The organism is Bradyrhizobium sp. USDA 4532 (assembly GCF_024171315.1).
Lineage (GTDB): Bacteria > Pseudomonadota > Alphaproteobacteria > Rhizobiales > Xanthobacteraceae > Bradyrhizobium > Bradyrhizobium australafricanum.
Genome location: NZ_JALJZN010000001.1, coordinates 4,696,720 through 4,716,990, shown reverse-complemented (window position 1 = coordinate 4,716,990; position 20,271 = coordinate 4,696,720). Strand labels below are relative to the sequence as shown.

General features: G+C 64.7%; 24 protein-coding genes. 9 read left to right on the top strand and 15 right to left on the bottom strand.

What is annotated here, in order from left to right; all coding sequences use genetic code 11:
* The first annotated feature begins 278 nt into the window (after positions 1 to 278).
* Both J2R76_RS21570 and J2R76_RS21565 read left to right on the top strand, forming a co-directional pair.
* Entirely contained in the window at positions 279 to 1,949 is a 1,671-nt protein-coding gene (locus tag J2R76_RS21570) for an L-lactate permease (protein WP_038380167.1), read from the top strand.
* 156 nt (positions 1,950 to 2,105) lie between these two features.
* On the top strand, positions 2,106 to 2,522 hold the full coding sequence (locus J2R76_RS21565) for an META domain-containing protein (protein WP_253624926.1): 417 nt from the start codon (positions 2,106 to 2,108) through the stop codon (positions 2,520 to 2,522).
* A 58-nt stretch (positions 2,523 to 2,580) separates the two neighbouring features.
* Here J2R76_RS21565 and J2R76_RS21560 read toward each other — a convergent pair whose 3' ends face one another.
* Positions 2,581 to 3,258, bottom strand: coding sequence for a hypothetical protein (locus J2R76_RS21560; protein ID WP_253624925.1), 678 nt, complete (start codon positions 3,256 to 3,258; stop codon positions 2,581 to 2,583).
* A gap of 206 nt (positions 3,259 to 3,464) precedes the next feature.
* Between J2R76_RS21560 and J2R76_RS21555 the strand changes: the two genes are divergently transcribed.
* Together J2R76_RS21555 and J2R76_RS21550 are read left to right on the top strand one after the other, a co-directional pair.
* The gene (locus J2R76_RS21555) at positions 3,465 to 4,040 is read left to right on the top strand and encodes a bifunctional transcriptional activator/DNA repair enzyme AdaA (RefSeq protein ID WP_253626071.1); all 576 of its coding nucleotides are present in this window, start codon (positions 3,465 to 3,467) and stop codon (positions 4,038 to 4,040) included.
* A 19-nt stretch (positions 4,041 to 4,059) separates the two neighbouring features.
* Complete coding sequence (locus J2R76_RS21550) at positions 4,060 to 4,527, top strand: PaaI family thioesterase (protein ID WP_253624924.1); 468 nt, start codon at positions 4,060 to 4,062, stop codon at positions 4,525 to 4,527.
* A gap of 204 nt (positions 4,528 to 4,731) precedes the next feature.
* Here J2R76_RS21550 and J2R76_RS21545 read toward each other — a convergent pair whose 3' ends face one another.
* Positions 4,732 to 5,259 (bottom strand): ester cyclase, encoded by a 528-nt coding sequence (locus J2R76_RS21545; protein WP_309143551.1) that lies wholly within the window; start codon positions 5,257 to 5,259, stop codon positions 4,732 to 4,734.
* A gap of 248 nt (positions 5,260 to 5,507) precedes the next feature.
* Here J2R76_RS21545 and J2R76_RS21540 point away from each other — a divergent pair, with 248 nt between their 5' ends.
* Positions 5,508 to 5,705 (top strand): hypothetical protein, encoded by a 198-nt coding sequence (locus tag J2R76_RS21540; protein ID WP_076827533.1) that lies wholly within the window; start codon positions 5,508 to 5,510, stop codon positions 5,703 to 5,705.
* A gap of 18 nt (positions 5,706 to 5,723) precedes the next feature.
* On the opposite strand, the gene J2R76_RS21535 is transcribed toward J2R76_RS21540, so the two are convergent.
* Together J2R76_RS21535 and J2R76_RS21530 are read right to left on the bottom strand one after the other, a co-directional pair.
* Entirely contained in the window at positions 5,724 to 6,923 is a 1,200-nt protein-coding gene (locus J2R76_RS21535) for a hypothetical protein (RefSeq protein WP_229192773.1), read from the bottom strand.
* A 108-nt stretch (positions 6,924 to 7,031) separates the two neighbouring features.
* Positions 7,032 to 7,508, bottom strand: a complete 477-nt coding sequence (locus J2R76_RS21530; RefSeq protein ID WP_057018090.1) for a MarR family winged helix-turn-helix transcriptional regulator — start codon at positions 7,506 to 7,508, stop codon at positions 7,032 to 7,034.
* A 98-nt stretch (positions 7,509 to 7,606) separates the two neighbouring features.
* On the opposite strand from J2R76_RS21530, the gene J2R76_RS21525 reads away from it, so the two are divergent.
* On the top strand, positions 7,607 to 7,975 hold the full coding sequence (locus J2R76_RS21525) for an antibiotic biosynthesis monooxygenase (RefSeq protein WP_076827529.1): 369 nt from the start codon (positions 7,607 to 7,609) through the stop codon (positions 7,973 to 7,975).
* A 31-nt stretch (positions 7,976 to 8,006) separates the two neighbouring features.
* On the opposite strand, the gene J2R76_RS21520 is transcribed toward J2R76_RS21525, so the two are convergent.
* The 3 genes from J2R76_RS21520 to J2R76_RS21510 all read right to left on the bottom strand — a co-directional run bounded on the left by J2R76_RS21520 (position 8,007) and on the right by J2R76_RS21510 (position 10,509).
* Complete coding sequence (locus J2R76_RS21520; RefSeq protein WP_253624923.1) at positions 8,007 to 8,297, bottom strand: hypothetical protein; 291 nt, start codon at positions 8,295 to 8,297, stop codon at positions 8,007 to 8,009.
* Between the two features lie 90 nt (positions 8,298 to 8,387).
* Positions 8,388 to 10,037, bottom strand: a complete 1,650-nt coding sequence (groL, locus tag J2R76_RS21515) for a chaperonin GroEL (RefSeq protein ID WP_253624922.1) — start codon at positions 10,035 to 10,037, stop codon at positions 8,388 to 8,390.
* Positions 10,038 to 10,212: 175 nt separating this feature from the next.
* The gene (locus tag J2R76_RS21510) at positions 10,213 to 10,509 is read right to left on the bottom strand and encodes a co-chaperone GroES (protein WP_018269780.1); all 297 of its coding nucleotides are present in this window, start codon (positions 10,507 to 10,509) and stop codon (positions 10,213 to 10,215) included.
* 318 nt (positions 10,510 to 10,827) lie between these two features.
* Between J2R76_RS21510 and J2R76_RS21505 the strand changes: the two genes are divergently transcribed.
* A complete protein-coding gene (locus J2R76_RS21505) occupies positions 10,828 to 11,346 on the top strand; it encodes a hypothetical protein (protein ID WP_026192247.1) in 519 nt (172 codons plus the stop codon).
* A 217-nt stretch (positions 11,347 to 11,563) separates the two neighbouring features.
* On the opposite strand, the gene J2R76_RS21500 is transcribed toward J2R76_RS21505, so the two are convergent.
* The 3 genes from J2R76_RS21500 to J2R76_RS21490 all read right to left on the bottom strand — a co-directional run bounded on the left by J2R76_RS21500 (position 11,564) and on the right by J2R76_RS21490 (position 12,912).
* The gene (locus J2R76_RS21500; protein WP_141339615.1) at positions 11,564 to 11,842 is read right to left on the bottom strand and encodes a hypothetical protein; all 279 of its coding nucleotides are present in this window, start codon (positions 11,840 to 11,842) and stop codon (positions 11,564 to 11,566) included.
* Between the two features lie 189 nt (positions 11,843 to 12,031).
* On the bottom strand, positions 12,032 to 12,511 hold the full coding sequence (locus tag J2R76_RS21495) for a hypothetical protein (protein ID WP_244558799.1): 480 nt from the start codon (positions 12,509 to 12,511) through the stop codon (positions 12,032 to 12,034).
* A gap of 215 nt (positions 12,512 to 12,726) precedes the next feature.
* Positions 12,727 to 12,912, bottom strand: coding sequence for a hypothetical protein (locus J2R76_RS21490; protein WP_156436301.1), 186 nt, complete (start codon positions 12,910 to 12,912; stop codon positions 12,727 to 12,729).
* Positions 12,913 to 13,226: 314 nt separating this feature from the next.
* Between J2R76_RS21490 and J2R76_RS21485 the strand changes: the two genes are divergently transcribed.
* Positions 13,227 to 13,670, top strand: coding sequence for a hypothetical protein (locus J2R76_RS21485; protein ID WP_253624921.1), 444 nt, complete (start codon positions 13,227 to 13,229; stop codon positions 13,668 to 13,670).
* A 901-nt stretch (positions 13,671 to 14,571) separates the two neighbouring features.
* Here the strand turns inward: J2R76_RS21485 and J2R76_RS21480 are convergent.
* Positions 14,572 to 14,922, bottom strand: coding sequence for an ion channel (locus J2R76_RS21480; RefSeq protein WP_253624920.1), 351 nt, complete (start codon positions 14,920 to 14,922; stop codon positions 14,572 to 14,574).
* Positions 14,923 to 15,153: 231 nt separating this feature from the next.
* Positions 15,154 to 15,930, bottom strand: coding sequence for a protein phosphatase CheZ (locus J2R76_RS21475; protein ID WP_253624919.1), 777 nt, complete (start codon positions 15,928 to 15,930; stop codon positions 15,154 to 15,156).
* A 310-nt stretch (positions 15,931 to 16,240) separates the two neighbouring features.
* Here J2R76_RS21475 and J2R76_RS21470 point away from each other — a divergent pair, with 310 nt between their 5' ends.
* On the top strand, positions 16,241 to 17,044 hold the full coding sequence (locus tag J2R76_RS21470; RefSeq protein ID WP_076827521.1) for a L,D-transpeptidase: 804 nt from the start codon (positions 16,241 to 16,243) through the stop codon (positions 17,042 to 17,044).
* A gap of 267 nt (positions 17,045 to 17,311) precedes the next feature.
* On the opposite strand, the gene J2R76_RS21465 is transcribed toward J2R76_RS21470, so the two are convergent.
* The 3 genes from J2R76_RS21465 to J2R76_RS21455 all read right to left on the bottom strand — a co-directional run bounded on the left by J2R76_RS21465 (position 17,312) and on the right by J2R76_RS21455 (position 20,178).
* Positions 17,312 to 18,163 (bottom strand): DUF2076 domain-containing protein, encoded by an 852-nt coding sequence (locus J2R76_RS21465; RefSeq protein ID WP_253624918.1) that lies wholly within the window; start codon positions 18,161 to 18,163, stop codon positions 17,312 to 17,314.
* A 129-nt stretch (positions 18,164 to 18,292) separates the two neighbouring features.
* Positions 18,293 to 19,135, bottom strand: coding sequence for a ChbG/HpnK family deacetylase (locus J2R76_RS21460; RefSeq protein WP_076825586.1), 843 nt, complete (start codon positions 19,133 to 19,135; stop codon positions 18,293 to 18,295).
* Positions 19,132 to 20,178, bottom strand: coding sequence for a glycosyltransferase family 2 protein (locus tag J2R76_RS21455; RefSeq protein WP_253624917.1), 1,047 nt, complete (start codon positions 20,176 to 20,178; stop codon positions 19,132 to 19,134). The genes J2R76_RS21460 and J2R76_RS21455 overlap by 4 nt, the downstream gene beginning before the upstream one ends.
* Between the last annotated feature and the right edge of the window lie 93 nt (positions 20,179 to 20,271).

Sequence of the window (20,271 nt, the reverse complement as noted above, 5' to 3'; positions counted from 1 at the left end):
GCCTGAAGAATCGGGACAATCGGGGTAGTCCTCGACTAAAGTCGTAGTTCTGGCATGCAAGCGTTGGCTTGTCCCGGCAATCGAGTCAATCCTAGCATGACGACAACGGCGAGGGGCGGGGGACCTTCGATTTTTCGCGAGGATGTGAGCGATTCTTACCGATCGTTCATTCGCGAGCCGGGGCTGCAGCTTTTCCGACGGACTCCCGCAATCGCGCCAGTCGCGCCTGCCCGCATGCAGGCCGGCGCGCTGCATAATAATGTGGGAAGGATCCCGAGATGAACACCTGGAATCAAATCTACAACCCGCTGGGCAATGCGGCGCTGTCGACGGTCGCGGCCGCCATTCCCGTGGTCACGCTGCTGGTGCTGATCGCCAGCGGCAAGGTGAAGGCGCACATTGCGGCCATCATCGCCGTGATCGTGACCAACCTGATCACGATCTTCGTCTTCACCATGCCGGCCAACATGTCGATCCGCGCCACCCTGCTCGGCGTGATCACCGGGTTCTTCCCGATCGGCTGGATCGTGCTCAACGTCATCTTCCTCTACCAGGTCACGGTGAGGTGCGGGAAGTTCGAGCTGCTCAAGCGCGCGGTCGGCGGCGTCACCGAGGACCGGCGGTTGCAGCTGCTGTTGATCGCGTTCTCGTTCGGCGCCTTCTTCGAGGGCGCCTCCGGGTTCGGCACGCCGGTCGCGATCACCGGCGCGGTGCTGATCGGGCTCGGCTTCTCGCCGCTCGCTGCGTCCGGCCTGTCGCTGATCGCCAACACGGCACCCGTTGCCTACGGTGCGCTCGGCACGCCGATCCAGGGCCTCGCCTCGGTCACCGGGCTCGACCCCTACATCCTCGGCGCGATGGTCGGCCGTCAGCTGCCGCTGTTCTCGCTGATCGTGCCGTTCTGGGTGGTGTGGGCGTTTGCCGGCTGGCGCGGCATGAAGGAGGTATGGCCAGCGATCCTGGTCACCGGCGTGTCGTTTGCGGTCCCGCAATTCGTGATCTCGAACTACATCAATCCCTGGATCGTCGACATCGGCGCCTCGCTGATCTCGATGGGCGCCCTGATCCTGTTCCTGAAGGTCTGGCAGCCGCGGCAGCTCTGGCTGTCGCCGGCGCTGCGCGGCCGCGATGAATCGGCGGCGACGATGGCCGCCGCACCTCCGCTCGACAAGACGCCGCTGACCCAGGGCGAAATGTGGAGCGCGCTGCTGCCGTGGATCATCGTCTGCATCCTGATGCTGATCTGGGGCAACGGTGCCTTCAAGGCCTGGGCGAACGCCAACTTCGTCTGGAACTATCCGGTCCCCGAGCTCGACAAGCTGATCTTCAAGGTGCCGCCGGTGGCCGCCAAGCCGACGCCGGAAGGCGCCGTGTTCGGCTTCACCTATCTGTCGTTCACCGGCACCGGCATGCTGATCGCCGCGATTATCTCGGGTCTGTTGATGGGCTTCTCGCCGCTCAAGCTGATCGCCGAGTATGGCCGCACCATCCGCATCTGCGCGATCTCGCTGATCACGATCTCGGCGATGCTGGCGATCGGAACGCTGACCCGGCTGTCCGGCGTCGACGCCACGCTCGGCCTCGCCTTCGCGGCGACCGGCGTGCTCTATCCCTTCTTCGGCACCTTGCTCGGCTGGCTGGGCGTGGCGCTGACCGGATCGGATACCGCGTCGAACGTGCTGTTCGGCAATCTGCAGAAGATCACCTCCGAGCAGCTCGGCCTGTCGCCGATCCTGATGGCGGCGGCGAACTCCTCGGGCGGTGTGATGGGCAAGATGATCGACGCGCAATCGATCGTGGTCGCCTCGACCGCGACCAACTGGTACGGCCACGAGGGCTCGATCCTGCGCTACGTGTTCCTGCACTCGATCGTGCTGGCGTGTCTGGTCGGTCTGTTCGTGACCCTGCAGGCCTATGTCTATCCGTTCACGATGCTGGTGCTGAAATAGCGCCACGACGCATTTGGCGAACCAGGAATCCCCGCGAGCGGACAGCTCGCGGGGATTTGCTTTTCCAGCACATTTTCCGGCGTTGCCAATCTGGCCAATCGCGTTCTGCTCCCATAGAAGGGGCCCGCAGTTGCGCGTCGCATTTCGAGGATTGGCATGGTTTCGATGAGGCGAGGTTTGAACGGCGGCATCGCCGCGTTGGCGCTGGTTGCCGCGGCTCTCGGCGCGGGTCCGGCGCGGGCCCAGGAGGAGTTCCCGTTCGGCTTCGTGATGACGCTCGACGCCGCGCGCATGCCGGGCTCCAAGCGGATTCCCTCGATCGAGGTCGGCGACAATGGCGAGGTGATCCTCGAGCTGTGGTGCGACGGCGGCAAGGGCCAGTTTTCGGTGGCCGGCAACACCATCGTCTTCGTTCCCGGCGCGATGGAGAACCGCACCTGCACGCCGGAGCGGGCGCAGGCGGACAAGGATCTGCTGGCGGCGCTCGGCGACATGACGGGCTGGCGGCGGCACGGTGACGAGGTGACCTTCACCGGCAGCAAGTCGTTGCGTTTCGTGATCAACAGCAACTAAAGCGTTAAGCGAAGCGGACGGCGGTTCGCGTTCAAGGAAACGCGTCAAGACAAAACGCTCAGGGCGTTGCGATCAGTCCGCTTGCGGTGGCGACGATCCAGCGGTTGCCCCAGCGCACGATGGAATCGACCCGTCCGAGGCCGGGCACGACGTCGCCGCGCGCGGCCATCTTGACGCCCTCGGGCCCCTCGAGCACGGCGGTGCCGTCGCGGACTTCGACCACCGACCATCCCGGGATGGTGCTCGGCCGCGTCTCCGGCGCCGCCGCCGGCGCCTGCTTCGGCCCCAATGCGGCGGCCTGTGCATTCAAGGTCGTCGGCGCGGCGCCCAAGGCGAGCGGGCGCGGGCTGGCCGGTGTGGTTTTGGGAATGCTGCCGGTGACGACGGGGTCGGCGTTGGACGCGGCCCGGCGCGGGCCCTCGTTCTTTCGGCTCGGCGCCACCTCCGCAATGTGCGGGGCCGGCGCTTCCTTCTGGGCCACCGGGACCGGGGCGGGAGCTGCAAGGTCGTGCCAGTTGGCTCCGCCGGTCCATCCCAGCACGAAGCTTGCAGCGAGTGCGGTCGCTGCCAAGAGCGCGGTGCCGATGCGGTCGGCAAACGGCTCCCGCAGCAGCAGGGCGGCGTCGTGGTTCTCGCCGGTGACATCCCAGAGGTCCGCCGTCTGTGCCGGCGAATGACCCTCCGGCACATCCGTCGGCCAGATGTTCGCAGCGTTGATCGGCTCGCGGTCTTGCATGGCGTGACCTGTGTTCGATAGCGCGAAGCATGATCCTCGAAACTAAATCGAGCCTTAATTTTCGGTGACCGAACTGCGGCGGCACGAAGTCTTTTGGTCGCAGGCCCCCGTAGATGCCCGGGTATCTTCCGCACCAGCGGTCGTTTCCGGACGTCGTCCCCGCAAAGCGGGTCGTCGCGGCGCGCGGGCGGGGCTATAGCGGTCGCATGCTCGATTTCGCCGCACAATATGCAGCCTTTCAGCGCCGCGACCCGGCCTGGGACGGCGTCGTGTTCGTCGCGGTCAAGACCACCGGCGTGTATTGCCGCCCGGTCTGCCGGGCGCGCACGCCGCTCGCGCGCAACGTGCGGTTCTATGGCAGCGCGGCGTCGGCCGAGCGTGCTGGCTTCAGGCCCTGCCTGCGCTGCCGTCCCGAGGCGGCGCCGTTCTGCCCGGCCTGGAAGGGCACCAGGACCACGGTCGAGCGCGCCCTGGCGCTGATCGAGGAGGGCGCGCTCGACCGCGGCAATGTCGAGGCGTTGGCGGGGCGGCTCGGCGTCGGCGCGCGGCATCTGTCGCGTCTGTTCGCCGAGCATCTCGATGCCTCGCCGCTCCAGGTCGCGCTGTCGCTGCGCGTGCAGCGCGCCAAGCGCCTGATCGACGGCAGCGAGCTGCCGCTTGCGTTGGTGGCGCAGCACGCCGGCTTCTCCAGCGCGCGGCGCATGAATGCCGCATTCGCAAAACTCTACGGCCGCTCCGGCGCGTCGCTGCGGTGCAAGCGGCCAACCGTCGCGATACAATAAACCCCGATGGAGATCGGCAATGGCCAAGAGCTACGGCACCGTCAGTGCGGAACAGAAGCTTAAGATGAGCGGCCTCGCATTCGTGCAGGGTCTCGCCAGCGGCGCATTGCCGCTCAACACCATCGCACGGACACTCGGTTATGACGTCGCCGAGGCCGAGCGCGGCCGCGTCGTCGTCACGCTGGTGCCGACCGACGCGCATCTCAATCCGGCGGGCACCGTGCATGGCGGCCTCACCGCGACGCTGCTCGACAGCTGCATGGGGCTTGCGGTGCAGTCGACGCTCGATGCCGGCACCAGCCAGACCACGCTCGAGTTCAAGATCTCGCTGGTGCGTCCGATCACGCCCGACACCGGTCCGATCAGGGCCGAGGGCCGGGTGCTCAATTGCGGCCGTCGCATCGGCACCGCCGAAGGCAGGGTCACCGACGGGAAGGGAAGATTGCTCGCCCACGGCACGACGACGTGCTTGATCTTCCCGTCTTGACGCAAATTGCGGCCGCGAGACCGCGCCGGCGCTGCATCGGGAGATACGATGCCGGCGCAGCAATATTGGAATGCCTCCAGCAAGCCTGCGGCTTAGAGACCTTCAAGTTCACCGTGCCGATCGATTGCGTTACCCGAACGCGCATCAAGCGCGTTCGGGTAGTCATGATGCGATCGTCGATGGAGCCATGCACTCTGGCCGTGCTCAGCGCGGCCCCTCCGGATATCCCGGCATGTTGTTCCAGCCGTCGGGCAGCTCGCCGCCCGGCCGCGAAGCGGCTCCGTCGCTTTCGGGCAAACGAATGAGGCCGAGCTGCAGCATGGCGGTGATCGCATCTTCCTGTCCGAACTCTTCGGCGATCCGTCCGTCCTGCACGCGCAGCACGGTGGTGCCGGCGAATGTCATCTTGCGGCCGGAGGCCGCAGGAAGTGAGCCGAGGCGGAAGTCGCTGAACGCAGGTCCCGTGTGCGTGCCGCCGCCTTCCCAGCGGCCGACGACGAGATCGCCTTCCGCGACGAGATCGCCGACGCCCCAGAAATTGAGATCCGGAAAGGCTTCGCGAAATTCGGTCATGAACTGCGTGACCGCGGCGCGGCCCTTCTTCGGCTCGTGCATCGGGTAATGCACGACAATGTCTGCTGTGGCGAGCTCGTTGATGATGCGCGGATTCCAGGGGTTGCCCCAGAACTCCTTGAACCACCGGCCGACGACGTTTTTGTTTTCCTCTGACATCTCTTCGTCTCCATTTGCGCGTTGCCGGTATCGCGACCGGCACTCTCTCGATGCGCGCAGTGAACATTTGGAGGCGTGTCTCGCACCACCCGATTTCAGATCGGGCGAGCGATCGAGTTTCAGACGAGATTCCGCTTTGTCGATATGGCGCTTAGCACCGCTTCTCGAGCGTCGTCGCGGAATCGGGAAGCGGGTGGCTCGCGGAAGACGAATGCGAGAATCTGATTGCGATCACGCAGGAGAATATCATGCGCAACTTCGATGCGATCGCCGCGCTGCGTGGCGACGGACTTCGTCCCGAGCTGCGGGCGCTGCTCGATCGCGCTGCGATCGAGCCTCGTTCCGAATTGTTCGTCAGAAGCGACGGGATGCTTCAGTCCGGTCCGGACGCCACCCCGAAGGCCGTGCGCGACAACGTCGTGCCGCTGAAGACGAAGGCGGCTTAACTCAGGACAGCGGCGGCCTTACCGCCACACCGACTTGTCGGCGTCCCAGCGCTGGCCCTTGAACTCCTTGAGCAGCGCGTCGATCGCGCCGTTGTCGTCCCTGGTCTCGCTGCCTTCCTCGTCGCTGCTGGAATCGTCGGACAGATTGAGCTTGGCGCCGGCGCTGTCGTCCGATGTCGAAACGGTGGGGCTCGAGACCCACAGCATCAGCCGGTCAGAGCTGCCGGGCTTGTCGGGTGAGACCAGGGCAGTGATCTCGTAATTCTGGGTGAGGCCGAGTGCCGGGTAAATCGCGCTGGGCCGCTTCAGCACCAGCTTGAGCTTGCCGGTGTTCGCGTTCCACGTCGCCGAGGCGGGCTTTGCGGCAAGCGTCTTCGCGAGCACGCCCGCGATCGCGGTTGCCAGCTTGTCATGGTTGAGTTTGTCGCCCTCGCGCCAATCGGCGGCAGCAAAGCGGATGGTGCGGTCCATCTCGACCACCCCGCTGGTCCAGCCGGCCGCGGTCACGCCGGGCGCGGATTTCGCCTTGGCGAGCAGCGCGCCGGCGTGCTCGGGATCGACGGTGAGGTTGATGGTCTGCTCGCCGGAGCGCATCGCATCGCAGGTCACCGCAAGGCTGGAGGTGCCGATCTCGACGGCCTCGCCTTTCAGGCTCTTGAGGAAATCCGCCGCCGCATCGAGCTTCACCCGCACACCGATCGATTCCGGCGAAACGTCAGTGAAATCCTTCGGCTGCGGCGTGATGCCGTCCTCGGTGGCCTGGTTGTCCTGGAATTCCTTCTCGCTGAGATCGGAATTGTCCGTCGAGGCGACCTCGGTCACGGTCTGGCCGATCGTGATCTGGCCGCGGAACTCAAAACCGTCGCCGGTTTGCTTGCGGTTCAGTTTGACGGTGACCGGCTGCTTGTCGGCGACGCTCTGGGCGGTGCCGGAAAGCGTCTGGCCGCTGACGGTCAGGTTGGCGACGAAGCGGTCCTTGCGGTCGGAGCTCTTGTCGGCGGGATAGCAGACGTCGAGCACGGCCGCGGTCACGGTCTTGCCCTGGCGGGTTTCCTTCAGCACGACGTCGGCATTGCCGTCCATCAGGCCGTCGATCGAGGTGAAATAGCGCGTCTCGGGGCCATTGGCGGGAGCCGCCTTCGATTGCAGCTTCATCTGGGCGAGGGCAGGCGCCGAGGTGACGGCAAGACCGAGCAGCAGGAGCGGGAGCGCGCGCATACGATAAGTCCTCGAAGGGCAGAATCGGTTCCGTCGTAACTAGCAAACCTCCATGTCATTGGCCAAAAAAGAAGGCCGCCTAACGGCGGCCGCGCGCCGCGATCGCGGTCATGTGCGTTCGTCAGGTTCCTCGCCGCCCTCCAGTCGGCCGCGCAGCACCGTCACGACCCGGCTCACGGTTTCGAGGTCCTTCATCGACAGCCCGTCGGCGAGGCCGTTCACCCAAGGCAGCTGCAGGCGCATGGCCGCGTCGAAGCTTTGCCGCCCCTTGGCGGTCAGCACGACGAGCTGGGCGCGGCGGTGATGCGGGTTGGTTTCGAAGGCGACGAGCCCGTCCCGTTCGAGGTCGTTGACGATCCGCTGCACGTTCTGTCGGGCAGCGCCGAGGTCGCGCGCCAGCCATGCGACCGGTTGCGGGCGCTCTGTGGCGACGATGGCGCCGAGGATCTGCCAGCGCGCGCTGGTCAGCCCGAGCCCGGCCACCAGCCGGTCGCCTGATGTGAACAGCAGGCTGTTGAGCCTGAACAGGTCGGGAATCAGGGTGCTCAGGGCTTCACCCGCCGGCGTTCGTTTTGCATTCGGCATTTGTCACCATATAAACGTATTGACACCATGATGTCAATTTCTGTATGTATCCATCAGTCCGGAATGACATCATAACACCATATCGAACGGAGCCAACCATGCCGCAGATGCGCCCCCTGGACCCCGCTTTCCCGATCGACCGCCAGCTCGCGGTCGATGCCAGCAACGTCGTGCTCGTCAACCTCTTCACGCTCGATGCGGCCGACGAGGACACGTTTCTCAAGGCCTGGCAGGACGACGCCGCCATCATGAAGCGGCAGCCGGGCTTCATCTCGACCCAGCTGCACCGCGCGCTCGGCGAGAGCCCGGCCTATCTGAACTACGCGGTCTGGGAATCGACCGCCGCCTTCCGCGCCGCCTTCATGAACCCCGAGTTCAGGGCCAAGCTCTCGGCCTATCCGGCCTCGGCGGTAGCCTCGCCGCACCTGTTCCAGAAGGTGGCGGTGCCGGACATCTGCGTGGCGTAACGGACTGTCAGGCCGTCGCATCAAGGATCGCTCAGCTGTGCACGAGGATGCCAACCCCAAGCGTGGAAGCAGCGGCCAGAAACGAGATGTCCAGAAATCGCAACGGCGCTTTCGGACGATGACCGGCAGAACCCGAAATGACGTAATAGACGCCATAACCCGCGCCGAGGACGACAAACGTCAGCGTTTGCCTGAGCCAGAACGTCAAGACGACCGCAAGATCATCGAGGCTGTCCAGGGCATAGGCGCCGAGCGCAAGCAGTGCGCCGATCGCGTAGAACAGCACGAGCGTTGACGTCAGTGATTTGGCGTCGCGGGACATCAGATGATCCTTGCATCCCGATCGTAATCAAACTGCAAAAAAGAAGGCCGCCCGGAGGCGGCCTTCGATCTCGATAGGGATGGGGGAGGCTTAGAAGCCGCCCATGCCGCCCATTCCACCCATGCCGCCGCCGCCGCCCGGCATTGCCGGCGCCGCGTCCTTCGGCAGTTCGGCGACCATGGCTTCGGTGGTCACGAGCAGGCCGGCCACGGAGGAGGCGTCCTGCAAGGCGGTGCGCACCACCTTGGCGGGGTCGATGATGCCCTTGTCGACCATGTCGACATAGTCCTCGGTCTGCGCGTCGAAGCCGAAGGTCTCCGACTTGTTCTCGAGGATCTTGCCGACCACGATCGAGCCCTCGACACCGGCGTTCTCCGAGATCTGGCGGACCGGAGCTTCGAGCGCCTTGAGCACGATGTTGATGCCGGCCTGGACGTCAGCATTCGGGTTGGTGAGCCGGCCGACCGCCTTCTTGGCGCGCAGCAGCGCGACGCCGCCGCCCGGCACGATGCCTTCCTGCACCGCGGCGCGGGTCGCGTTCAGCGCGTCCTCGACACGGTCCTTCTTCTCCTTGACCTCGACCTCGGTCGCACCGCCGACCTTGATCACCGCAACGCCGCCGGCGAGCTTGGCGAGGCGCTCCTGCAGCTTCTCACGGTCGTAGTCCGAGGTGGTCTCCTCGATCTGCGCCTTGATCTGGCCAACGCGGGCGTCGATGTCCTTCTTCTTGCCGGCGCCCTTGACGATCGTGGTGTTCTCCTTGTCGATCACGATCTTGCCGGCGCGGCCGAGCATGTTGATCGTGACGCTCTCGAGCTTCATGCCGAGGTCGTCGGAGATCAGCTGACCGCCGGTCAGGATCGCGATGTCCTCCAGCATCGCCTTGCGGCGATCGCCGAAGCCCGGCGCCTTGACGGCGGCGACCTTGAGCCCGCCGCGCAGGCGGTTGACGACCAGGGTCGCCAGCGCCTCGCCCTCGACGTCCTCGGCGAGGATCAAGAGCGGACGGCCCGACTGCACCACGGCTTCCAGCACCGGCAGCATGGACTGCAGGCCGGACAGCTTCTTCTCGTGCAGCAGGATGTAGGCATCCTCGAGCTCGGCGGTCATCTTCTCGGCGTTGGTGATGAAGTAGGGGCTGAGGTAGCCGCGGTCGAACTTCATGCCCTCGACGATGTCGACCTCGGTCTCGAGCGACTTGTTCTCCTCGACGGTGATCACGCCCTCGTTGCCGACCTTCTGCATCGCCTGCGCGATCATCTTGCCGATCGCGGCATCGCCATTGGCCGAGATGGTGCCGACCTGGGCGACTTCGGACGAGGAGGCGACCGGCTTGGCGCGCTTCTCGATGTCCTTGATCACGGCCGATACTGCCGTGTCGATGCCGCGCTTGAGGTCCATCGGGTTCATGCCGGCGGCGACCGACTTGGCGCCCTCGCGGACGATGGCCTGCGCCAGCACGGTCGCGGTGGTGGTGCCGTCACCGGCGGTGTCGTTGGTCTTGGAAGCGACCTCGCGCAGCATCTGCGCGCCCATGTTCTCGAACTTGTCGTCGAGCTCGATCTCCTTGGCGACGGTGACGCCGTCCTTGGTGATGCGGGGAGCGCCGAAGCTCTTCTCGATGACGACATTGCGGCCCTTGGGGCCGAGCGTCACCTTCACGGCGTTGGCGAGCACGTCGACACCGCGCAGCATGCGGTCGCGGGCCTCTCCGGCGAATTTTACGTCCTTGGCAGCCATTGATTTGAACTCCTGTCAGTTTTGAGAGACGCGCTTGCCGTTTCCGCGCTCGTCATCGCCGGGCTTGACCCGGCGATCCATCGCCTTGGTAAGAACTCTTCGGAAGCGTGATGGATGCCCGGATCAAGTCCGGGCATGACGATGCGAGTGGTGCGGTCGCGCGGTTGAATGGCGATCAGGCCAGCACGCCCATGATGTCGGACTCCTTCATGATCAGGAGCTCCTGGTTGTCGAGCTTGACCTCGGTGCCCGACCATTTGCCGAACAGCACGCGGTCGCCGACCTTGAGGTCGATCGGGATCAGCTTGCCGGCCTCGTCGCGGCCACCCGGGCCGACGGCGACGATCTCGCCCTGGGACGGCTTCTCCTTCGCCGAGTCCGGAATGATGATGCCGCCCTTGGATTTCTCCTCGGCATCGATACGCTTGACCACGACGCGGTCGTGCAGGGGGCGGAAGGTGGATTTAGCCATGACGTTCCCTCTTGGAGGCTCGGTTTCAGGTCCGGTTCATCGGGACCGGCGTTGGATGCCGGCCCGGTCGGCGCTGGGCAGGACGCCCGACGCTCTTAGCAATCGTGGTGCGAGAGTGCTAATTGTGGGCCGGGAAATATGGCCTGGCGCAGTTTCTGTCAAGCAAACGGGTTAAGGCCTTGGTGAGGCCAATATAGGATGGTGGACCAGAAACCAAATCGTAGCGATGACGTAATTTTGTCAGACGTCATTGCTCCGTCTTAAGTTTTACGCTTGGCTGCAGGACGGGTGCGGCCGGGACATAGTCGGGGGATGCATATGATCAGGTCATTCAACGCGCGATTGGTCGCACGGTTCGCGGCTGTTTCGGCGCTGACGACACTCTTGGGGGCGTGCGGCAGCATGAGCCTGCCGTCGTTGTCGTCGAACCCTGAGCCGGCGCCAGCCGAGCCGGGGGTCGCCCCCGAAATGCCCGCAAGCATCCGCGCCGATGAGATCGTCGGCCGCTGGGGTCTCGCCTCGTTCCAGAATCCCGCCGATCGCGCCCGCACCGAGGCCGCCGCGCGCGGCCAGTGCAAGCAGCCTTACGTGATCGGCGCCGGCCAGAACGGCGGCGTCATCATGCATCTGGCCGACCAGGCCACCCCGCAGGAACTGCGGCTGAAGGGTTCCCCGAGTGGCAAGAACTATATCGGCCCGCCTGGACCGACGCCCGGCGAGCAGGACCGCGAGATCGTCTCGTTCGACGGCCGCGTCATGATCACCCGCTTCGTCGACAAGGACGCCGGGGTCCGCTACGGCAACATGGTCTACGTCCGCTGCGCCCCGAGGGCGTAAAGGCCGGCGATCAGTTTTCCACCGATCTTTGCCGGTTCGCCTCTCCCCTTGTGGGAGAGGCCGGATTGCATCGCCAGATGAAATCCAGGCGAGGGGTCTCTCACCGCGAGTGAGCCCCTCTTCTGGCTAGCGGATAGAACCCCATATCCGCCGCGGATTGCATCCGCGCCACCTTCTCCCACAAGGGGAGAAGGGAAGGAGACCCGCAAACACGGCCTTATCGCCGCACGCCAACCCGATTGACGCCGCCATTCAAATTGCCGCCCGCATTGTGGCGGACCGCAGCGCGCGCCACCGGACGAGGCCTGAGCACAACGCCTGCCCGCGCCACGCAGCCTGCCGGATAACCGACATACGTGCAGTAAATCACGGCGTTGGCCGGTGCTGGACTGAGAGCGGCGCCTGCAAACCCCAACATCAGGCTCGCCGCTATTCCCGCAACCGTCACTGACTTGGTTGGAAAAATGTTCGTCCGACGCATGGTGATCCTCCTCATCGCACGTGAACTGAAGGTGATGGAGCCCGCTTCAGATGCGGCCCAAGGTATCGTCAGTGGCAAAAGGGGGAGGCGATGTTGACGTAGATCAACGCCGCGCGCGACCCGTCGCCGCGTGGGGTTGATCTGCTTCATCGTGAAAGAGGGCGGCTCAGGGAGCCGCCCTCTTGCGCTGCCGTTGCGCCGGCTTCACTGACAGACGTACATGCGGCCGTCAGCCATCTTGGTCATCGTGCCGGGCTCGCAGCCGATACCATTGGCTGCCTTGTACTCCGTCCATCCGGCATATCCGTAATACGGACTGATCCTCTGGTAGGCTCGTGCCGGATAGTAGGGCTGGCCGAAGTAGGGATCCGTCTGGGCGGCATACGAATTGGTCCAATCGTTTGTGCCCCAGCCGGAATAGGCCGGCGCGGTAGCGGCGGCCGCAGCGACCGCTGCCGTAGCGGCGACACCCGCGCCCACCCCGTACCCGTACGCGGCGCGCCGGGTCTGACGACGCGCGACGCCGGCGACGCTCACGGGCGTCAGCGGCCGGCCCACACGCGCCTGGGCACTTTCGACCGACGCCGAAAGACCGCCCCGCTCGGACCAGGTGATGGAGAACAGTGTCGCACAAGCGATAGTCGAAAGCGCAATTGCAGTATTTCGGACAATTCTTTGCGTCATGTTCAATCTCCAGTGTTGAGTACTCCAGTGGCTCCGCCCCAATCAGTGATCCGGTAGCAAGGCGCACGCCATCAGCGCGATTGAAAGAAGCCCGGCGCTCATCGTCGCACCTTCAAAGACGACCTCGCGCTGTGCTTACCGGCGGTTGGCTGTCCTCACCACAAGCTCAAACGCTCGCTTCCACCACGCGCCGCTTGTTGCACTTGCGGCGATTGCTATTGCGATACGAACTGCTTGCCAATTTTTAATAGGAGGCTCTGCACGTTGGTCACACGCAGCGAGCCGGCCGCGAATGTATGATCCAGCGCTGGACGAAAATGCGAATCCTCGCGCTGGGCGACCGGAATGATTCCGGAAGTCCCATGCAACCGGCACCCAATGTTGGCTCCCGGCATACGCATGACAATTTCCCTCACGCAGTAATATGCACCCGCGACAACAAACCTGCCAGCGGATTTGCAACCGTCGACGCTGGCACAAGATGCATGTTGTCGAGACGGAGGATCGGACTGATTCATCACTTGACGCGATACTGTTGATCTATGTCAAAGGTCCTGAAGTTCTTGAATGGGACGCTGGTGTCGACCACGCGCACGTCAATGCGGTCTCGTCGGCCGGTAGCCGCCTGACGCTGTGCTGAGTCATGCTTCAGCGCAGATGCGTGCCCTTGGGCAAAGAAGCCTGGCGATGTGCACAATGGCGGATGGAGCGATCCATGCCAGTGGCGCGGTATTTCCTGTATATCGGCGGAGTGCTGCTCGCGCTGCTATTCCTTCTGGATGCCACCATCCCCAATTCTCCACTGGCAAAGCAGCCCGACTCGAGTCGTCCGACCATTCGCATCCGTTCGATGCAAAAGCTGCCTGACCTTGTCGTTTACGACACCAGTCTCCCGACTATCGTTCCTGAACAGGTTGCGGAAATTCCTGCTCCAGCCGCGGCCGAAACTGTCGGGCCTTTCCCGATCGTTCGCGAGCGGGAAGCGTTTACCCAGATGCAGAAATCCGAAATCGAGCGGCCAAAATCGTCGGGCCGCAAGGCGAGGGAAGCCAAGCCGCCTCGGAAGTATGCCCATGCCAGGAGATACGCGCCGTCACCTTATGCGCATTTTGCGGAGCGACGTCCGCGATATGGGTGGTTCGGCAACTTCATCTGGTGATCAAGTAGCATATGCCTGCGGTAAGGGGACGCATGCCTGCGAGCCTTGACGCAAGTCAAGGCCGGGCCTTTCCATCGCTATGGAGTGGAGCTGTGGTGCCTCAAAGGATTAAATGGAGGAACACAATGATCCGCTTGTTTGCTGTCTTTATCTTCGCTTTGTGTGTTGGAGCACCTGCGCAAGCCATGACACCCGCGCCGCTCCCCCAGACGGAAACAATGGCAATACCGGTGGCCGTCGGCTGCGGTCCGGGCCGGACGCGTATCAATGGTGTATGCGTAGCAAGGACGACCGTCCGTCAAACTCGCCGAGCCGTTCGCAGATGCGTGCGCTGGCAGGGAGGCGTCTGCGCCTTGTATGAATGAACGACTCTACTGGCGTTCAGGTCGCGACTGGGCGCCAGTACTGTAGTGCATCCGGTCGAATGCCGCTTCTAAATCATCCATGACAATCAGCGGCGACAATCCGTCGGGCCTGCCGTGCCTTACTGAGCTTCGAGCAACAGGACGGTCAACAGCAGGATCGGCCAGAGCGCGCTCGCAGCCAGAGTGATGCGGAGCACCACGTCACCGCTCGACGGTTCGACCCATCGACGCCTGAGCTGACGAGGCAATTTGCTCGATTGAAATGCGCGTTGTGGTTGGCGAGCCGATCCGACTTTTGCAGCGCCGATGGGAGGTGGCGCGGCTCGATGTCGCAGCAAGCTCTTCTCGTCATAGAGGACGTGATTTGACGGGTTCGGTTTTAAGCACCCGGGTGCCATGAACGATCCCTTCCATCGGGCACCTAATCTACGTCGGAAAACTTGAAGGCGATAGGGCGGTTTGTGCCAAGGGAGCGAGGCTCGGTCGCCCGAAGCCCGAAGTAGCGCGAGCCGGGTTCGCAGCGTGAAATACAAGCCTTATAAGCCCTGGTCTCTCAGTTCGAGCGTAACGAGCCTCGCCAGCAGCGTGGCCGGGTAAAGCTGGCCGATCACGCTCTCGACATTGCACAGGCTGCGCGCTAGCGGGTGCACAGGGATGATGTCCCCGTAGCCGGTAGAAGTGAGCGTGACGAAGCTGAGATGATAGACCGAGCTCGCAGGGGCTGAGTCATCCTCGAAGTTCATTCCCTTGAATGCATCCGGAAACCGCAACCCGAGGAAGACGAATAGCGTCCCGAAGCCGAGCCCGATCAGCAGATACAGCAGGCCCGCGCCGATGATCCGATGATAGGTGACGCGACCGCGCCGGAATACGGCGTGCGCAACCACCGCTCCGAGCGTGAGCGAGATGGCGAGCCAGCCGGCAGCCAGTATGGCGATGTTGTATGGCGACGGAGGATAAAGGATGCTGCGATTGGTAAGTCGCCTTGACCGATCCGACGCGTTGCGACGATCGGCTTGCGCGGAGGGCGAGGCGGCGATCCTCGCGGGAGTGCAACATCGCTCAAACAAAAACGCCGGCCCCGAGGGCCGGCGTTTTTCGTGTTGATCTGACGAACCTCAGTTGAACATCGCGTCGATGTCGTCCTGTGAGGCGTGGCCGGCGTCGCCGTCGAGCTTCGGACCGTTGAGCAGGCGGGCATCGCCCTCGCGGGTGTCGACGATCGCCGGGACGTGCGACCTGATGGCGTCGACGCCGCCCCAGATGTTCATCATCTCGTTGATGTGCTGTTCGATGAACTTCATTGTCTGCATCACCTTGCTGATGCGCTGGCCGGTGAGGTCCTGGAAGTTGCAGGCCTCGAAGATCGAGACCACGCGCTCCTGAATATCTTCGCTGAGCCGCTTCTGCTGGTCGGGCGTGACGTTGTTGGCGAGCGCGGACGCGGCCTGGTCGATCGCCTCCACCGCCTCGAGGATCTGCTGGGTGGCCTGTTCGGTGCCGCCGACCACGGCGCCGAGCTCGCCATTGACCTTGGCCATCTCCTCGCCGTTGAAGCTCTTGCCGTGCAGCACGGCGATCTCGCGCTTGGTGCGGCTGATCGCGTCGTGAATCAGGTCGAGCTCGACCTTGAGCTTCTCGCACTGTTCGACCTGCGCACGGTAGGTCTCGAGCAGCGCGTGGGTCTCGGCGACTTCGCGGGCGACCGCCGCATCGACGCTGTCGCCGGTGCGCTGTGCCGGGGCTGCGGCCATCTGGGCGCGGATCGAGCGAAGCTCGGCCATGATCTCGCGATGCATCGGACCGAGATCGGCGCCGCCCGTAACATCCGGCTCCGGCATCACAACCTCGCCCATCGCCTGCTCGACACGAAAACGCTTGCGCTTCACTGACATGATTTTCATTCCCGCCCCTTCACTGAAGTCCGTTCTAGACAGAGCGGATTTAACGTCAGGTTCACGCCGGAACTGTTTGCGCGGATAGCGCGCAAGCGCGGCGATACCGGCGATTAACCATGTCGCCACGCCGTTCACGCAAAATAAACGCTGTCAGGGAAAACCGCGCTCCATTGCCGATGTGGTGAATCGAAACGGCCGATCCGTTTACCAAACCGATGCGGTTTTCATTGCTTATTGACCACGTGCAACGGCGCAAAGTCGGCGCCGCGCGCATCACGTCACGACGAAACCAGTACAGAGTACGTCGATGTTCAGGAAAACCACGCTTGCGCTGCTCGCCGGCGCGTCTTCTCTTATTGCCGTTCCCCATCACGCCATGGCGATCGACGCGGCAGCGCCCGCCGGGCCCGCCGTCATCTATGCCAATCAGGGCGCTCCGCAGCCGCCGATGCGCACCGCCTATGTGCAGCCGCAGCGCTCCAACATGGGCGGCGGCTTCATCGAATTCCTGTTCGGCGATGCGCCGTCGTCGCAGGGTTATTCGCCACAGCCGTATCAGCAGCAGCCTGGCTATTACGGCAACCGTCAGCTGCCGCCGATGGATCCGCAGCAGCAGATGCTCCGGCAGCAGGAAGAGGCCGCGGGCGATCCGGCGCAGCGTCCGTTCGATCCGAGATACGAGAAGCAACTGGTCGACTATAGCGGCAAGGAAAGCGCCGGCACCATCGTCGTCGATACGCCGAACAAGTTTCTCTATCTGGTGCAGGGCGACGGCCGCGCGCTGCGCTACGGCATCGGCGTCGGCCGGCCCGGCTTCACCTGGGCCGGCGTCAAGACGATCTCGGCGAAGAAGGAGTGGCCGGCCTGGACGCCGCCGCCGGAAATGCTGGCGCGCCGTCCCGATCTGCCGCGGCACATGGAGGGCGGCCCGGAAAATCCGCTCGGCGCCCGCGCGATGTATCTTGGCTCCTCGCTCTACCGCATCCACGGCTCCAACGAGCCCTGGACGATCGGCACCAACGTCTCGTCCGGCTGCATCCGGATGCGCAACGAGGACGTCATCGACCTCTACGGCCGCGTCAATGTCGGGGCCAGGGTCGTTGTGATGTGAAGTTGTAGCCCGGATGGAGCGAAGCGAAATCCGGGACAGCGAGCCGCACGATGCGTCAACCTCCCCTTGAAAAGGGGAGGTCGCTTTGCTCAACAGAGCAAAGCGGGTGGGGATCATCTCTCTCCACGAGCAGCGGCGTTTGTGGCTGACCCCCATCCCGACCTTCCCCCTTTCAGGGGGAAGGAGAACAGCTTCCGCCCAGGCTACGACTGATCAAATGAAAACGGCCGCTCGATGGAGCGGCCGTTTGTGTTTCAGGTGAGACGCTTACGCGTAATTGCTGTCGTCGCCGTCGCCGCCGCCGTCGAAGCCGTCGTCATCATTGTCGAAGTCGTCGGCGTCTTGATCATCGTCACTGTCCCGGTCGGCCTGCGCTTGGTCGAACGCGCCGGCGCGCGAGCCGCTGTCGCGGTTGGAGCCGATGTCGTTGACCCCGGCGTCGCGCGCGAGGTCGCTCGACGACTGGTCGCCGCCCCAGGGACGCGAACCGCCGCCGAGGCCGCCGGCATCGGCCATCGACTGGTGGCTGCCGCCACCCATCATGCCGCGGATGCTGGAGAGCAACAGTCCGCCGCCGACCACGCCGGCCGCGGCCGCCGCCGCCGTGCCGAGGAACGAGCCGCCACCGCCACCCGGCGCGCCGCCGAGTGCCGGCGGCTGCGGGCCGCCATAGCCCTGGCCGTAGGGTTGCGCGGGCTGGCCGTAAGGCTGGCCATAGCCGCCGCCGGCCTGCTGCATCGCCTGGCCCGAGTTCCAGACCGGGCGGCTGCCCGGATCGCGGCCGCCCATGTCGGGTGCCCGCACCGGCGGCACCGAACCATGCTGCTGGCCCTGTCCGCCGAAGATCGCATCGCGCATCGAATCGAGGAAACCGCCGCCCTGCTGCTGGGCTGTCTGCTGCTGGCCGACCGCGGCCTCGAGTTCCTGAATCCGGTCATGGGCGCGCTTCAGCGCCTCGTCCTGCACCAGCGCGGTCTGCACCAGCGCGTAGACCGCATTCGGCGCGCTGCGCAGGCCCTGCATGATCGCGGACATGGCCTCGCCGTCGCGCGGGGCATTCTCCAGCTTGGCGAGCCGGTCGAAGAGATCGTCGATCAGTTGGCGTTCTTGCGGTGTCATGGCGTTCTCCATCGCGTCGATCGAATCGGCGCGTCCGAGATGTAGGACGGGGTTTGTGGCGCAAGGAGTGGGGGCCAGAATTAAATTTATGTATGCGACAATACGACCGGCGGATTCCTATGAGCCTTGTCAGGCCAGTGTAACTTTATTCAGGGCCAGCAGCGCGGGGAAATCGTCGCCTGCGAGATAGGCACGCTCGATCTCGCGCTGCGTCGTCAGCGGGTCGAGGCTCTTCAGCGTTTCGTCGACGAAACCGGGATGGCACATCACGAGTCCGTCCTCGGGCATGCCGTCGAGGAAGCCCTGCATCAGCGCCGCGAAATCATTGCCGCGCGTAAAATCATAGGCGCCGGCGAAGGCCGGATTGAACCGCAGGCCTGCTCGCTGCGCCTTGATCCGGAACTGCGTGCTGAGCACGTTCAGCACCAGCGCTTTCGGCGCCGCCAGCTGGCGCGCCAGCGGGCCTTCGCGGCCGCACTGCCGCACCCAGGCGCCCGGCGCGCGCTCCTTCACGGCGCGCAGGAAGCCGTCGCGCACCTGCGGGAACAGCTGCGCGTGCTGGTGACCGTCGACGAAGTCGGGTGCGCGGCCGAACAGATCATGGAAGGCGTCGAGCTGCGCCAGCACCTCGGCATGGACCAGTTCGGCGTCGAGCCGATGCATCAGCCCGGCGCGCAGCAGCCGCGGGAAGGGCAGGAACATGTCGCTGTCGAGCGGGCGGAAATGCATCGTCAGCGGCCGGAACGGCGCGGTCAGCGTCACATGCAGCCCGATCGCGCAGCGCGGGCTGTTCGCCACCGACGCCGTGAGTGCGCTGGCCGCATCGCGGCCGATCGCCGGCGTCACCGTCATCACCGACGTCGCATTGAGGCGGCCGCGCTCGATCAGGTCGCGGATCGCGCGGTTGACGCCGTCGCTCAAGCCATAATCGTCAGCACACAGCCAGATCCGGCGCGGCGTATCGGTGTTCATTCCGCGGCGGTCCGCTCGGAGGCATTTTGCGCCGCGCCGCCGTCGGCGTGCTTCTCGGTGTGCTCGGCGACGAAGTAGATCGGCCGCGCCTTCAACTCGGAGAGGATCTTGCCGATATATTCGCCGACGATGCCGATCATGATCAGCTGCACGCCGCCGATCGTCATCATGCCGATCATCAGCGACGGATAGCCGGGGACCTGCTTGCCGGTGGTCAGCACTTCCCACAGGATCGAGAGGCCGAACAGGAACGCCACGCCGGCGAGCAGCGCGCCGAGCAGGCTGGCGAAGCGCAGCGGCGCCACCGAGAACGAGGTCAGGCCCTCGATCGACAGACCGATCAGCCGGCCGGCATTGAAGGTGGTGACGCCATGCGCGCGCGGCGCCGGCTCGTAGTCGACGCGGATCTGCCGGAAGCCGATCCAGCTGGCGAGGCCCTTGAAGAAGCGGTTGCGCTCCGGCAATTGCCGCAGCGCCGCGGCCGCGCGCGGCGACAGCAGACGGAAGTCGCCGGCATCCTCCGGGATCTGCTGCCGGGCGCCCCAGTTGATCAGCGCGTAGAAGCCGCGCACGGCCAGCCGCCGCGCGGCCGATTCATTGTCGCGATGCGCCTTCGCCGTGTAGACCACGTCGTAGCCGTCATCGATCCAGTGTGCGACCAGTTGCTCGACGAGCGTCGGCGGATGCTGGCCGTCGCCATCCATGAACAGCACCGCGCCGCGGCGGGCGTGGTCGAGGCCGGCCATCAGCGCCGCCTCCTTGCCGAAATTGCGCGACAGCGACACCACCTGCAGGTCGAGCCCGTCGGCGGGCAGGCCGCGCGCGATCATCAGCGTGTTGTCCGCGCTGCCGTCATCGACATAGATCACCTCGCAGACGAGGCCGTAGCGGGCGCGCAGCGTCTTGGCGAGGTTGATCAGCCGCTCATGCAACGCAGCAAGCCCGGCGGCCTCGTTGTAGACGGGCACGACGATCGACAGACCCTGCCCGGCGGCGGTCTTGGCGGTCGTGGTCAGGCTGGAAACGTCAGAGCCCAGCATCATCGATCAGGTTCCAGAACTAGAGCGTTTTCGAGCGAAATGGCCTTCCGCCTCGCACGAAGAAACCGCGTCAAAACGAGAGATCCCTCGAACACA